This window comes from Chloracidobacterium thermophilum B (assembly GCF_000226295.1).
Lineage (GTDB): Bacteria > Acidobacteriota > Blastocatellia > Chloracidobacteriales > Chloracidobacteriaceae > Chloracidobacterium > Chloracidobacterium thermophilum.
In genome coordinates this window covers 136,988-151,116 of record NC_016025.1, presented here as the reverse complement: position 1 = coordinate 151,116, position 14,129 = coordinate 136,988, and the positions used below count along the sequence as shown (strand labels likewise).

The following is a 14,129-nucleotide window of genomic DNA, read 5'->3' as shown; positions in this document are numbered from 1 at the left end:
TTATGAACCCGTTTCGGCCGGTGCTGCCGGTGGGGCAAGTGATGGCGTCTCCGGTGGCAACGCCCCAAGCCGTTCGGCAGCGTGCCGGGCCACGGCATGGGATTCCAGCATTTCCTGCATCAGTTCCTGCGGATGCTGCCGGATTTCAAGGCTGTGCCGTTCGATCTCCTTGCGGTACTGCCGGCGGAGCTTGGCGGCAGCCCACCGGCGCCGGTCATCTTCGGTTTCAATTGGAACCGGCGGGATAGGGCGCGGATGCCCCTGCTCATCCACGGCCACCATCGTGAAATAGCACGTCATGACGTGGCGGGACGTGCGCTCGCGGATGTTTTCGGCCTCGACGCGAATGCCAATCTCCATGGAAGTTCGGCCCGTGTAGTTGACCGAAGCGCGAAACGTCACCAGTTCACCAACGTGAACCGGCTCCCGAAACACGACCTGGTCCACCGAAACGGTCACGACATAGCTGCCTGAATAGCGTGACGCACAGGCATAAGCCACCTGGTCGAGCAACCGCAACATGGCCCCGCCGTGGACGTGGCCGGAAAAATTCGCCATGTCAGGCGACATCAGAACCGTCATCAACAATCGCTTTTCAGACATGCCTGGCTCCTGCATAACCGTTTTTCCCAGATGACCAACCGGCCGGATGACTACAGACTCCCAACGATAATGCTGCTCAGGTCGTTGGCGCGTCGAGTTCGGCCAGGTCTTCCAGACTGGGCAGGACACTCAAATCCTTTAACCCAAACTGCACCAGAAATTCCTTTGACGTGCCGTACAAAATGGGACGCCCGACGCACTCCTTGCGCCCCTTGGGCACGATGAGCTTCCGGTCAAGCAGTGTCTTGATAGCGGAAGACGAACTCACTCCGCGAATTTCCAGGATTTCGGGAATGGTAATCGGCTGCTTGTAGGCAATCACGGCCAGGGTCTCCAGCGCCGCCAGGGAGAGCCGCGCTGCCGGGCGGGCACGGTGGTAGCGCCGGACGTACTCGCTCAACTCCGGGCGCGTGGCAATTTGCCAGCCGCCGGCAATCTCGCGCAGCACCAGGCCGCGCCCGGCGTAGTCGTTGACCAGGCTGTGCAGTGCTGCGTCAATGTCCGCCGGAGCCGCTTCCGGCAGCAACTCGGCCATCTGCTTGCGCGTCAGCGGCTCCTCGGCCACGTAGATGAGGGTTTCCAGAATCGGTTTGAGCGTTTCAGGAGTCATAGGGCTGGGGTCACTTCTGCTGTCGCTGTCACCTGTTCGAGATGGATGCTACCGAAGGTCTCTGTCTGAATGAAGCGCACGGCCCCTTCCCGCAGCAGCTCCAGAATGGCCAGAAAGAGGCAGACCATTTCGCGTTTCGTCCGGGCCGCTTCAAAGAGCCGGGTGACATCAAGGCGCGGCTGTTCAGCGAGCAGCGCCCGCAACTCGGCCAGCTTTTGCGCCTGGGTTATGGCTTCGTGGGCAATCGTCAGTTCAAGCCGCTGGCGGCGGCGGTCGAGAATGCGTTTGAACGTTTCCAGCAGGTCAAAAACCGTGACGTTGACTTCTTCCGAAGCGGCGGTTTCACAAGTACGACGGGTATAAACGCCCTGCTCCAGCTCGTACCGCATCCACAGGTCTTCGGCGGCGGCCCGGTAGCGCCGGTGCTCCAGAAGCTGGCGTACCAGTTCCGCCCGTGGGTCGTCGGCGACGGCTTCGGCGGAAGGTTCAGCCGGCAGGGGCAGGAGCATCCGGGACTTGATGTGGATCAGCGTGGCTGCCATGACGAGAAACTCACCGGCAACATCAAAGTCCAGTTCGCGCAGCGCCTGAATGTAAGCAAGATATTCCGCCGTAATCCGCGCTATGGGAATGTCGGTAATGTCGAGTTCATGGCGCTTGATGAGATAGAGCAGCAGGTCGAGCGGCCCTTCAAAGACTTCCAGCCGCACCCGGTAGTCTCCGGGGCGGCTGTCGTCGGGAACGTCCGCCGTTTTGGCTTCCTCCGTTCTGGTTTCAGCAGGTGGCTGAGCGTGCATCGCCATGGAAGACATCGGTCTGACCAACGGACAATGGGCGGTCGGCGCAGTCTGGTCGTTCAGAGCAGGCTGAACAGCAGGACCAGGAAAAATCTCATCAGCGGCAGATAGATTTGCGACAGCAGGCCGGTCAGAGAAGCCAGGATGATGATGAAAAAGCCATACGGGCGCAGGCTCTCGTACGCTTCCATCAGCGGCACACTCACCACACTGAGCAGGCTCGACAGAATATGGCTGCCGTCCAGTGGGGGGATGGGCAACATATTGAAGACGGCCAGCAGCAGGTTGACGACAATCATCATCCGCAGAAAAATCAGCACCGGCTCAGCCAACCCCAGCAGGGCCTGGGGATTGGCCAGTTCGTGGCCGCTGAACATACTCAACACATCGCCCCGCCCGACGCCCCCCGTGACCACCAGAAGCTTGAGCAGCAGCACGGCACCAAGGGCCAGCAGCAGGTTGCTGATGGGGCCGGCCGCCGACACCACGATGTTGGCCACAACCTTGTTTTTCCAACGATTGGGATTGACCTCGACCGGTTTGGCCCAGCCAAAGATAAAACCACCCCCAATCAGACCGAGCAGCGGAAAGAGGATCGAGCCGATGGGGTCAATGTGGGCCCGGGGGTCAAGGGTGATACGTCCCTGGTAGCGCCCGGTGTCATCCCCGAAACGCTCCGTCGTCCAGGCATGGGCAAATTCGTGGACACACAGTGAAAAGAGAAACGCGACGAAGCCCAGGACGACGTTCCCCAGATGAATACCTTGCATGGTGCCTCTCGGAAAACTGAGCCATCAGGCGCGGGCGGGATCGTAGCCAATGACCCCGACCGGAACCCGATAGATTTCATGGTTGGAAGCCAGAATGGCATTGCCGCGATTGTCGAAGGTGAGTCCGACCAGCCGGGCGCCGGCGATGAAGGGTTCGGCCTCCTGCCCATCGGGCGTGATTTTGATGACTCCCCGCAATCCATTGAGACTGGCACAGACATAGGCATTGCCGGCCCGGTCGAAGGCCAGCCCCTGTGGCCGTCCCAGCCCGACGAACCACGGCTCGACCTCACCACCCGGTGTCACCCGATAGATGCTCTCGCGGGTGCCGGCCAGCGTTGGGGCTGTCACATAGAGATGACCATCCGGCGAGAAAGCCAGATGATAGGCAGCCATGCTCGGTTCGAGGCGGGCGTGAGGGCTGACCTCTCCAAACGGCGTCACCCGGTAAATCGTCCCCTGCCGGTCGCCGACAAACAGGTTGCCCATCCGGTCAATCGCCAGCCCGGTGGCAATCCCCAGGTTTTCGGCCACGGGTACAACCTCCCGGAAAGGAGACACCCGATAGAGCGTCCCATCGTGCCGGCTTGTGATGTAGAGCGTCCCCTCGCGGTCAATGGCCAGCCCCGTCGGGTTCATGACGTTGTCCAGAAAGGGTGTGGACTGCCCCTCCTGGCTGATGCGCCACACCGAAACTTCAACTTTTTTGCCGCGTGAGCCGGAAATCGTGGTGAATATCGCTCCGGTTTCCGGGTCACAGACCGGATTGGCCACCGGATGCATGTTTTCGGCCAGAAGCTCAGCGACCAGAAAGGGAATACGGGGACTGGTTCTTCCAGCGGACATCAACTGCAAGCCGGTCAGACGGTCCGCTTTGGTCACATCGTCAGGCACCGTGACCAGTACCCGGTCGGGCGAGGCGCTGACGATACGGCCCGGCGTCTCACCAAACAACACCTCACAGTCCGCATAGTCCGAGGCATCAAAGCCCCGACAGTCAATGATGATGAGGCCGCCCGGCACGCCGGCCTGGGGCCGAACCTGAAGCACTTCAAGCATGGTTACAAGGTCACAAGTGAAAACATAGCCGTCTCAGAATGGCGGGAGAGGGGACGCCAGCGGTGAAAGGCGCTCCAGTTCCTTACGGGCATCCTTGACCAGCTCGCTTTCCGGGAAACGTTTGAGCAACTCGGAAAAGTACCGGCGGGCTTCAGCATCATGGGTGCTTGCCTCAGCGGCTTTGCGCTGTCCTTCATCGCCCTGCCCCTGCTTCCGCAGTCGCTTTGCCTCATCTTCCAGAAGACGGCGCTGCCCCAGATGATACTTGCCAAGCAGAAAGAGAATCCGGTCAAAGCGTGTAAACTGCGGATACACCTCGTAGATTTCCGTCAGCCGGTTGATGGAGGCCCGGAAGTTCTTCTGGCGGGCGTAAAATTCCGCCACTTCGATGTTCTTGCGCGCCCGCTTTTCCAGCAGGGGGTCACGGGTTCCCATTTCCCGCCAGTCAGCAGCCTGCTCTTGCGCTTCATCCGGCTCTGCCTCCGGCTCGCGGTCCGGCGCGCCGGGCGGCGGCGCCGGTTTTTGTGGCGACTGGCTTTTCCAGGGGGCCACCTGAACGACCCTCCCTGCCACCGAGGCTTCTGCCGTGCCGGAAGCTGCAACGGAAAACAGCACGCTGGCAAAGAAAACGACACGTACGCCAAACATCCAAAACCTACTCCCAAAAGCTGTCTGAAGACAGGGCGGGGAACGGTCACATCACCCGGTATCGCCATCCGCCGTTCCCACGCACCCAGTCCCCTGCCCATCCGGCTTTGCGCGGGCAAAGGACGGTTCTGCGACTATACCAATGTCGTGGAAGCGCGAAAACCCAAGACGGGCGGCCCGGACCGACGGCCAACCGTCAGGCCGGGTTCTCAGCACCTGGGGCGGCGAGACCGGCCGCCGGTGTCGGGTGGATGCTCGTTTCAGCCGCCGGCAGAGTAATGGCAAAGCAGGTTCCCTGTCCGACCTGGCTTTCTACGGCAATGGTTCCGCCGTGGGCTTCGGTAATGCGCCGGGCAATGGCCAACCCCAACCCGACGCCAAGCCCTTTCTTCTCAGAAGCCTGCACCTGGCGGTACGGGTCAAAAATGTAAGGCAGGTCGGCTTCGGGGATGCCTTCCCCGGTATCGGCAACGCGGATGACGACCAGCTTCTGGCGTGGTTTTTCGGGGTGACTTTCCACCTGACAACTGAGCCGGAGTTGCCCACCGACCGGCGTAAACTTGATGGCGTTGGAGGTGAGGTTCGTCAATACCCGCCGGAGCTTCGACCAGTCGCCCAAAACCGGCGGGACGGGGCTGCACATCAGCAGGACATCAATCTGCTTTGGACGCGCCGCCACACGCACTTCCTCAAGGAGTTCGTTCAGGCAGGGCACAAGGTCCAGCCGCCGCCTCTCCAGCGTGATTTCCTGGCTTTCCGACCGCGCCACTTCCAGCATCTCGTTGATGAGTGTCAGCATGGCTTCCGTGCTATTACTGGCAGTTGTGACCAGTTGAGCATAAGGCCCGTTCGAAACGGCCGGTTCTTCAGCGAGAAGTTCGAGCGTGGCTTTGACAACACTCAGCGGCGATTTCAGGTCATGGACGAGCATGGCCGTAAAGGCCGCCTTGACCCGGTCCAGTTCACGCAGGCGGTCGTTGACGTGGCGCAGTTCCGTGTTGCGCGCATCGAGTTGGGCCTGGGTCCGAATGAGACGGCTTTGAATGGCATCGCCCGAACCCGTGATCTTGATGGCCTGGCGCAGCAGGGTTTCATACTTCCTGAGCAGCTTCGCGTAGTGGGACTGCCACTCGGCGGGTGAAAATTCACCCTGCTGAACCAGCTCGTGGGCGGCTGCCACAAGCGCGCGTTCCTCGGCAAACAGCTCAAACGCATTGGCATGGTTGGAATCTTTCGCCATGGCAGTCCAGACCGGTGGGAATCCGAAGGGTTGGCCGTGAAGGGTTCTCGGTCGCCGTCAGACGATCAGGCGGACAGTGTCTTGGCAATCCGCGCCGTGAGGATGAAGAAAGCCCGCCCGTCAGCAATCGGGCGCATTTCATAGTCCAGCGGAAAATCGGCCTTGCGGGCAATGTCAATCAGGCCCAACCCGGCACCCTTGCTTCCGGCCCGAACCTGTTCTGCCTTGAGCCGCTCGTCGTAATACTGCTTGAGCTGGCTGGCATCCGAGTTGTGGATGCGCTCACACTGCTCGCGCAGGTAATCCATTTGCTCGGCCGTGATGACATTGCCGGCCGACACCGAGTAGTCATCCGCCGATTCCGATACGACCACCACGCCGACCCCGACGGGATGCACCGCCCCATTGCCCCCAAAGGGAACGGTTTCCGTCTCGGCCGAATAATGCAGGATGTTCTGGGTCATCTCGATGAAAATGGCGAAAACCTTTTTCACCTTGCGGTCAAGGACCGACTTGTTTTTGAGCAGCGTACCCAGCTCCACAAGGACATCCTGCGAGATCGCCCCTTTGAAGGCCAGCCAAATCTTACGCTGACTCATGTCCTGATAGAGCCGGAACAGGTCTTCCGCCATCATTGTGCCTCCAGATCAACCGGCCGACGGGTTGCATCGGTCATCCATTGCCTACCGACAGGATGGGCGCGCATGAAACCCGATTGCGCCCGGCTTCTTTCGCGGCATACAGCGCCTTGTCAGCGGCCGCGATCAGCGAACTCACCCCTTGTTGTTCCACGGCCACAGCCGTCGCCGCCCCGACACTGACCGTCAGGACGCCATACGGCGACGCCGGATGCGGAATCTCCAGCGCCGCAATCGCCTGCCGGACCTCCTCGGCAAAGGACATCACCCAGTCCGGTTGGGCACCGGGCAGGATGACGGCAAATTCCTCACCGCCGTAGCGGGCGGCCAGATCGCCGGCGCGCCGCAAGCTCGCCGCCAGCGCCGCCCCCACCTGCCGGAGACAGTCATCGCCATACGGATGGCCGGCTATGTCGTTGAGCCGCTTGAAGTGATCCACATCCAGAAGTATCAGCGACAGCGAGGCCTGCTTGCGCATGGCCCGGCGCCATTCCTGATCGAGATACTCGTTGAAGTGCCGCCGATTCGCCACGCCCGTCAGGGCATCCAGATAGGACAGCCGGTGAAGCGCCTGATTGGCCTGTTCCAGGTCCACGCGGGCTTGTTCGAGTTCGGCATTGCGTCGCTCCAGCTCCGCCTGCATCCGCAGCAGCTTGCCCTGGAACATGTCGCTGACGTGCGTGAGCTTGATGAGCTGGCGAATGGCGTGGCGGTATTTCCGGGCTAAAAACCGGTAGTGTTCGTGCAGCGCATCGAAGGTCACTGTCGGATCAGCGGCCACCCGGGCCGCTTCCGCGGCAACGGCTTCTTCCTCGGCGTACACCGCCTCTGCATTTCGCTTTGCCTGCGCTTCAGTGCCCACGCCCTTTTACCGTCCCTGCTACGGACGCCCAAAGCCGACGGCGCTGGGCGCTGTATTCCCCGAACCGGGTCAGTGCTTGACAAACTGGAACGTCAAGCTCAAATCCTCGGCAAATTCCTCTCCACTTTCCCGAATGTCCTCATCATCTTCCCGATAGTGCCAGTGCAGACTCACCTGCCGTCCATTGCGACTGGCTTCTTCCAGCTTTTCCAGGATGTTGAGAATGCACTTGGAAGAACTCGTGTTGAAATAGGACAGCTTGAAATGAAAGGCGATGGGGATCGTCGTCCGCTGGATGAAATCATCCAGCCACTTGAACACCGGCTGGTAAAACTGAAGCGAGTGCTCCGGGTAGGAATCCCCCTCGATTTCAAGTACCCCACTGGCTCCATCAAAATGCACTCTTGGTGTTACCTTCGTCGCGTCAAGCACCAGGTTGTTCATTGCCCGCATCCTTGAAAAACTTTCCACCCGGCAGACGGTGTGACGCAGCGCTGACCGGCACCCGGCCGCGTCTGCACCGGTCTCCCCTTTCGCTTGGGTAGCAAAACCCAAAAGGCTTACTGATGAAGCTATTCAGGATTTGACCAAAGCTGACTTTACCACCCGCCTCCGGTACTTCCAAGCCTGCCGTTGACCCAAAAACCACAGGCGAGGAACAGGCTGCCGTGCCGTCGTGAACCCGGCACGGCTTCGGCATTACCGGAAAATGGTGGCGGCATCATCCTCGGTCGTCGCTTCTGCCGACTGCGCCGCCCAGGCCTCGAACAACTCAGCCTTGGTTTTCAGCCCCAACCGGGGCAGTGCATGGTTGACAACGTAAGTCGCCCCGGCGTGGCGGTTGTCCCACATCGCCTGATGGGCTTCCGGCAGATCGGCCCACCCGACGACGACCGGCGGAGTCACTTCCAGCAACCCGGCCGCGACGGCATCGTTCATCGCCACAATCTCGTAGGCGTTGTTGAGGTGCGTTCCCCAGATGTTGGCCGTCGGCATGTCAATCCGGCGCTGCCGCATCCAGACCTGTGGCGCATAGAAACTGTAGCGCCGCCCGGACATATCCTCGGCATAGACGACGCGCCCGGTATAGGGCTTGACCAGGGTCGTGCTGATGCCCAGCGTGTCCTGTCCGGCGCGTTCAAAAATCATGTCCGGGTAGCCACGGGGATTGTCCGGCGCGGCCAGCAACCGTCCCACGGCCGCCGCGAAAGGTTTGAAGTTGATTTCGTTGAACAGACGCACGGCCTCCTTGAAGGCTTCCGTGTCAGCCTTGGGGTCAGGAAACGCCGGCATCGTGGCCGGCCAGACGAAGTCCGCGCCATAGCGCCGTCGCAGGTCCTCGATGCTGACCAGTCCCCGAATGGCATCACCAAAACCCAGACTGGCGACAAACTCTTTCTGGGCATCCGTCTGCGTCGCCACGACGATCCGCGCATGCGCTTCCCGTACGGCCTCGATAATCTCGATACCGGTCTCATCCACGATATCTTCACTAATGCCGTAATAGACCAGCACCGACTGCCCGGCCCGCAGCCCGACCCGCTGGAGCATGTCGGACGGCGCAGCCGCGCCGGGTTTGCCCATAAACGTGAAGTGATAGCCGGATGATGCGCCGTAGAAGGTCAACGTCCCGCCCGGTGCCAGCAGTTGAAAACTCCGTGGAAAGGAACGCTCCCCGGCGTGGGAAACCGCGTAGTCGGCCAGATGCCCCTCATTTTGTGCGCGGAACATCGCCAGCAGGGGTTCACCGGCGGCCTCCCAGGCGGCCCACTGCGCCGGGTCTTCCGGCACTTTCGTAAAGCAGGGCTCCAGTTCCGGCGCCCGCCGGTTGATCACACCCGTTGCCCCGTGCTGTTTGACAACCTCCGCCCGCTCAGCGCTCGACACCATGCCCGTCACCTTTACGTTGTTGCGCACACCAACCTTGAGGGCCTCGAAGCCGGTGCCCGTGGCCGCGCCTTCCACAAACAGGCGTTTGCCCGGCGCGATCTTGAGGGTCGTAAACAGCGCCCGGTAAATCGTGCCCAAGTTGAGCATGTAGCTTCCCGCCGCCTCGATGGTCAGGTCTTCGAGCTTGTGGTGAAGCTGCGGCGGCTGCACCAGCAAAAACTGCCCATGCGAGCCGTTCGGTTCCTGGTAGCCCTGGATGCCAAAGTCGGCAAACATCGGGTCCAGCCCGACCAGCGGTGAAAACAGGTCATTCTGGCCGGAGTAAATGGACACCAGATCGCCCACCTGCAGCCGTCCCTCCCGCTTGACCTCGCTGCCCATCGCCACAATGAGACCGATGCCACCGGAGCCGGTGATGTGAAAATCCTGGTCATGGTCATCCATGACGGAGATGGGAATCCCGGTCAGCGCCCAGATGTCGTTGAAGTTGACTTCACTTGCGAGCACATACACGAGAACTTCGGCCGGGCTGGGCGTCGGGACGGGCACGATGAAGTGCTGTTCCACGTCTTTCGGCTCACCGTGCAGGGCCGCACCGGTCTTTGGGTCCTTGATGAGGCCTTGGGCGTACTGATACTTCGGCAGCGGTGTCAGTCCAGGATAAAACGGTGTCCCGACGGGGAGCAGCTCGCCGCGTTCCAGCAGCGCCTGTTCTTCCGGCGAGCCAACCATAATGAGTGGGCGCGGCGGCAGGGGCGCGCTTTTTTTGTCGAGAAATGCCTGAATACCCGCCTGTCCGCCTTCCGGGTCGGCCACGGCTTCGGCAAACACGTTGGCCTCGTGCCGGAGTCCGGCCGCATAGCCATGCTCCAGACCAAAAAACACACAGTCCAGAGCACGCTGGACGGCCTTTTCACGCCCGACGGCCCGCGCCTGTGCCAGCAGGCGTGCCACGCGCGGATGGGCTTCGACCTCGGCGCGGGAAAGCCCCGGCTGCGGTGTGGCCCACTGGCTGAGCGCCGCCTGCCGCCGGGCAAACGCTTCGGCCAGCGGGCCGGTTCCCGTCAGGATGTACTCACGGGCCAACTGTGCGGCGACCTCGACGGCTGAATGCGCCTCGGTGGCAATGACATCCACCAGCCCCAGAGCTTGCGCCGTCGGGGCATCAAGGTTTCGCCCGCCAACGATGATTTCGATGGCATCGAGCAACGTATCCGGCACGGCCGAAGGGGCCGGTGCCGCGCCAGAAGCAGCAGAGTTCGACATGGCTGGAGAAAACCTTTCGCTGAAGTACCGGTAGCGTTCAGTATCGCATGATGGCCCGGTTCTGCGCTATGTTCGGGCGTTTGAATCCCTGCGTTGACTGTGCTCTCATCCCACGACTTCCCTGCCTGTCATGTTTGACCAACACACCAGAAGCCTGCTTCCCGATGCGGAACTCTCGCGGCGGCAGTTCGTGCTGACTTCACTTGCTGCCGGCTTTGCACTGGCCGCGCAACCCATCAGCGCCCAGACCATTGTGACCGACACCGCCGGCCTCACCACCGCTGAAGTCAGCATCCCGGCGGCCGACATTGCCTTTCCGGCCTATCTGGCGCGGCCTGAAAAAGGCACCCGTTTCCCGGTGGTCATTGTCATTCAGGAGATTTTCGGCGTTCACGAGCACATCAAGGACATCTGCCGGCGACTGGCCAAGGTCGGTTATCTCGCACTGGCCCCAGAACTCTTTGCCCGTCAGGGTGATGTCTCCAAACTGGAAACCATCGGCGACATCATCTCCAAGGTGGTGTCGAAGGTCCCGGACGCGCAGGTGCTTTCTGACCTGACGACGTGCGTTGCCTACGCCGCCAAAACCGGCTACGGCGACATCAAACGGCTGGCCGTGACGGGCTTCTGCTGGGGCGGGCGCATGACCTGGCTGTTTGCCGCCCACGAACCACGGGTCAAAGCCGCTGCGGCGTGGTACGGCTCACTGGTTGCCAACCCACGCAACAACCCGGATTTCAAGCCTGACCCGTTGCGTCCTACATTCCCGATTGACATTGCGCCGACGCTGCGAACACCAGTGCTTGGGCTGTACGGCGGCAAGGACCAGGGCATTCCGCTCGAAACCGTTGAACAGATGCGGGCGGCGTTGGCCAAGGGCAGGTCCGGGTCGAAGATCATCGTCTATCCCGACGCCCCCCACGGCTTTCACGCTGACTATCGCGCGTCCTACCGCAGGGAGGACGCCCAAGCGGCCTGGAAGGCAATGCTCGCCTGGTTCAAGCAGCATGGCGCAGCCTAGTCGTCACCCGGGACAGGATGCCGCTGCGGCCCGCGCCGCCCTGGCTGCGGCCCGGCGCATTGTCGTCAAAGTCGGAAGCAATGTGCTCGTGGAGCCGGAGGTTGGTCTGGTTGAAGCTGTGCTGCGGCATCTCGTCGGGCAATGTCTGGCGCTGCGCGCGGGTGGGCGCACGGTGGTCATTGTTTCCTCCGGCGCGGTCGCCTGCGGCATGACGTATCTGCGGACGCATCATCTGCCGCTGGGCCGGGACCTGTCCTTCAAGCAGGCGGCGGCAGCCATCGGTCAGCCCTTTCTGATGCGCTACTACGAGCAGGCCTTTGCGCCCGTCCCGGTGGCACAGGTGCTGCTGACCTACGACGACGCCCGCGACCGGGAGCGGTTTCTCAATGCGCGGCACACGTTGCGAACGCTGCTGACGCTCGGCGTCGTGCCCATCATCAACGAAAACGACACCGTGGCCACGGCTGAAATCAAGTTCGGCGACAATGACTTCCTGAGCGCGCTCGTGGCCAACATCGTGGATGCCGACCTGCTCGTGCTGCTTTCGGACGTGGACGGTCTGTTTGACCGCGATCCCAAACAGTACCCGGAAGCCCGGCAGTTGAGCTTCGTCCCGGAAGTCACGGTCGCAACGCTGGAACTGGCTTCCAGCGGAAAAAGCGCCTTTGGCACGGGCGGCATGCAGTCCAAGCTCACGGCAGCGCGGACGGCGGCGCGGTTTGGCGTTACGACGGTCATTGTCAATGGTCGTGCGTCAAACATCCTGGAGCGCGTCATAGCGGGGGACGACGTTGGGACGCTGTTCCCACCGGCAACGGCAGCCCTCGGCGGCCGCAAGCGCTGGATTGCCGCCCTGCGCCCGAAAGGCACCCTGACGCTCGACGCCGGCGCCGTGCGCGCCGTAGTGACGCAGGGCAAGAGCGTCCTGCCGTCGGGTATCATCCGGGTCACTGGACGGTTCGCCGCCGGGGATGTCGTGGCGTGCTGCGATGAGCAGGGGCGCGAAATCGCGCGTGGACTGACCAGCTACAGCGCCGATGAAACTGAAACCATCCGTGGACTGAAGTCCTCCGAGATTGCGCAGCGGCTTGGCTTCCGCGCGCACGACGAGGTGATCCACCGGGATGACCTCGTACTTACCGGCGAACGCTAGCGCCCCATCCAACCGCCATCCACGACGAGCACGTGGCCGTGGACGTAATCACTGGCCGCTGAGGCCAGAAACACCGCTGCGCCGGCCAGATCGGACGGCTGCCCCCATCGCTCGGCCGGAATGCGCTCCGTGATCTGGCGGTGACGCACGGGGTCCTCCCGCAGCGGACGGGTGCTTTCGACTTCCAGATAACCCGGCGAAATGGCGTTGACGTTGACGCCCCGGGAAGCCCATTCGTTGGCCAGGGATTTCGTCAGTTGCACGACGCCGCCCTTCGAGGCCGCAAATGCCGGAGCCTGCCAGCCGCCCTGAAAGGCCAGCAGGGAAGCAATGTTGATAATCTTGCCTGACCGCCGTTCGAGCATGTCCTTGGCCACCATCTGCGACAGCCGGAACACCGTTGTCAGGTTGATGCCCAAGATGAAATCCCAGTCTTCGTCGCTCAGTTCCACGGCAGCGCCGCGCCGGATTGTGCTGGCATTGTTGACCAGAATATCAATCCGCCCGAAATGGGCGAGGGTCGTGGCCACGATATGACGGTGAAAGGCGCGGTCGTAGAGGTCTCCCGTCACGGCCAGCGCCCGCCGGCCCAGCGCCCGAATCTGCTCACAGAGGGCTTCCGGGGCACGGGCTGAACCATGACAGGCAACATCGGCGCCGGCTTCGGCCAGAGCCAGCGCAATGGCCGTCCCAATCTCGGAAAGCGCACCCGTCACCAGCGCGACCTTCCCATCCAGACGAAACAAATCCAGTACCACGTCTCGAACCGTCCCTGTCGTTGGAAAATGTCATGTGACCGCTGAGCTTACCGCGTCCCTCCACGTAACAACAACGAAAATGGCTGTTGGCCGCTGGGACTGAATCCGCTAACGTGTGCCGACCAACAGTAGCAACTCCATTCACCCACAGCCGGCGTGCGTTTTTTCGGCCTGACGCGCCGGTTTGACAGGACATGTCTGACGTTTGACCCAGTTAATCCCCACCTACGCTACCCAGAGGCTTTGGTATAAAACAGTTCAAAGGAAACATTCCCTTTATTTACAGGAGAACAGATCATGGCATTCGATGAAAAAGTTTTCCAATCCGTGCAAAAACTTCCCCGGTCACTCCAGGAAGAGTTGCTTAGCTTTATCCAGTATCTTCTTGTCAAGGCAGAGCAGCAGGAAAAGCAGGAGTGGGGAGCTTTGTCGTTATCTTCAGCCGTGCGGGATATGGAGGATGAGCCTGCGTTATACAGCACGGCAGACATCAAGGTAAGTTTTGTATGAAAAAAGCGGGGCAGGTTGTTGTCTTTCGTTTTCCACAAGCTGATCTGGCAGAAGGGAAGCTACGACCTGCACTCCTGTTGGTTGACATACTCCCCTGCCTAAAGGCAGGGGATTCTTGTTCCTGGTTCTGCGAGCGCACTTACTTCATCAGGTTGCCCCTCTAAAGCAGCGGTGCATCTCTCCCCAAGCGTTCCCTCTTTCGAGGCAGTTCCCTTTTGCCCAAAGGTACTGTAGTGGCAAGTAGCGAATAGCGAACAGGGAGCGAGCAGCGAGCAGCGAGTAGCGAGTGAAGCGAGTAGCGAGT

Annotated in this window: 15 protein-coding genes; 3 read left to right on the top strand and 12 right to left on the bottom strand. The window is 61.3% G+C overall.

All coding sequences use genetic code 11. From position 1 onward, the window contains the following. From CABTHER_RS11740 to CABTHER_RS11690, 11 genes are all read right to left on the bottom strand, one after another. Positions 1-603, bottom strand: a complete 603-nt coding sequence (locus tag CABTHER_RS11740) for an acyl-CoA thioesterase (protein WP_455423212.1) — start codon at positions 601-603, stop codon at positions 1-3. Between the two features lie 76 nt (positions 604-679). Next, on the bottom strand, positions 680-1,213 hold the full coding sequence (gene scpB / locus CABTHER_RS11735; RefSeq protein WP_014100867.1) for an SMC-Scp complex subunit ScpB: 534 nt from the start codon (positions 1,211-1,213) through the stop codon (positions 680-682). Beyond that, positions 1,210-2,025 (bottom strand): segregation and condensation protein A, encoded by an 816-nt coding sequence (locus CABTHER_RS11730; protein WP_014100866.1) that lies wholly within the window; start codon positions 2,023-2,025, stop codon positions 1,210-1,212. Before CABTHER_RS11730 ends, scpB begins: the two co-directional genes overlap by 4 nt. 44 nt (positions 2,026-2,069) lie before the next feature. Further along, a complete protein-coding gene (locus CABTHER_RS11725; RefSeq protein WP_014100865.1) occupies positions 2,070-2,780 on the bottom strand; it encodes a site-2 protease family protein in 711 nt (236 codons plus the stop codon). Positions 2,781-2,804: 24 nt separating this feature from the next. Then, the gene (locus CABTHER_RS11720; protein ID WP_014100864.1) at positions 2,805-3,839 is read right to left on the bottom strand and encodes an SMP-30/gluconolactonase/LRE family protein; all 1,035 of its coding nucleotides are present in this window, start codon (positions 3,837-3,839) and stop codon (positions 2,805-2,807) included. A gap of 33 nt (positions 3,840-3,872) precedes the next feature. Further along, entirely contained in the window at positions 3,873-4,487 is a 615-nt protein-coding gene (locus CABTHER_RS11715; protein WP_014100863.1) for an outer membrane protein assembly factor BamD, read from the bottom strand. Positions 4,488-4,683: 196 nt separating this feature from the next. Continuing rightward, on the bottom strand, positions 4,684-5,727 hold the full coding sequence (locus CABTHER_RS11710; protein WP_014100862.1) for a sensor histidine kinase: 1,044 nt from the start codon (positions 5,725-5,727) through the stop codon (positions 4,684-4,686). Positions 5,728-5,792: 65 nt separating this feature from the next. After that, positions 5,793-6,359, bottom strand: a complete 567-nt coding sequence (locus CABTHER_RS11705; RefSeq protein WP_211432867.1) for a SiaB family protein kinase — start codon at positions 6,357-6,359, stop codon at positions 5,793-5,795. Between the two features lie 40 nt (positions 6,360-6,399). After that, the gene (locus tag CABTHER_RS11700; RefSeq protein WP_014100860.1) at positions 6,400-7,227 is read right to left on the bottom strand and encodes a GGDEF domain-containing protein; all 828 of its coding nucleotides are present in this window, start codon (positions 7,225-7,227) and stop codon (positions 6,400-6,402) included. A gap of 69 nt (positions 7,228-7,296) precedes the next feature. After that, positions 7,297-7,671: a DUF1987 domain-containing protein gene (locus CABTHER_RS11695; RefSeq protein ID WP_014100859.1), complete on the bottom strand. Its 375-nt coding sequence runs from the start codon at positions 7,669-7,671 to the stop codon at positions 7,297-7,299. 255 nt (positions 7,672-7,926) lie between these two features. Beyond that, the gene (locus CABTHER_RS11690) at positions 7,927-10,383 is read right to left on the bottom strand and encodes an MDR/zinc-dependent alcohol dehydrogenase-like family protein (RefSeq protein WP_014100858.1); all 2,457 of its coding nucleotides are present in this window, start codon (positions 10,381-10,383) and stop codon (positions 7,927-7,929) included. 130 nt (positions 10,384-10,513) lie between these two features. Between CABTHER_RS11690 and CABTHER_RS11685 the strand changes: the two genes are divergently transcribed. Both CABTHER_RS11685 and proB read left to right on the top strand, forming a co-directional pair. Continuing rightward, entirely contained in the window at positions 10,514-11,404 is an 891-nt protein-coding gene (locus CABTHER_RS11685) for a dienelactone hydrolase family protein (protein WP_014100857.1), read from the top strand. Further along, complete coding sequence (proB, locus tag CABTHER_RS11680) at positions 11,391-12,557, top strand: glutamate 5-kinase (RefSeq protein WP_014100856.1); 1,167 nt, start codon at positions 11,391-11,393, stop codon at positions 12,555-12,557. Before CABTHER_RS11685 ends, proB begins: the two co-directional genes overlap by 14 nt. On the opposite strand, the gene CABTHER_RS11675 is transcribed toward proB, so the two are convergent. Beyond that, positions 12,554-13,315 carry an SDR family oxidoreductase gene (locus CABTHER_RS11675; RefSeq protein WP_014100855.1) on the bottom strand — a complete coding sequence of 254 codons (762 nt, stop codon included), beginning with the start codon at positions 13,313-13,315 and terminating at the stop codon, positions 12,554-12,556. The genes proB and CABTHER_RS11675 overlap by 4 nt on opposite strands. A gap of 297 nt (positions 13,316-13,612) precedes the next feature. On the opposite strand from CABTHER_RS11675, the gene CABTHER_RS11670 reads away from it, so the two are divergent. Next, the gene (locus CABTHER_RS11670; protein ID WP_014100854.1) at positions 13,613-13,825 is read left to right on the top strand and encodes a DUF2281 domain-containing protein; all 213 of its coding nucleotides are present in this window, start codon (positions 13,613-13,615) and stop codon (positions 13,823-13,825) included. Positions 13,826-14,129 lie beyond the last annotated feature (304 nt).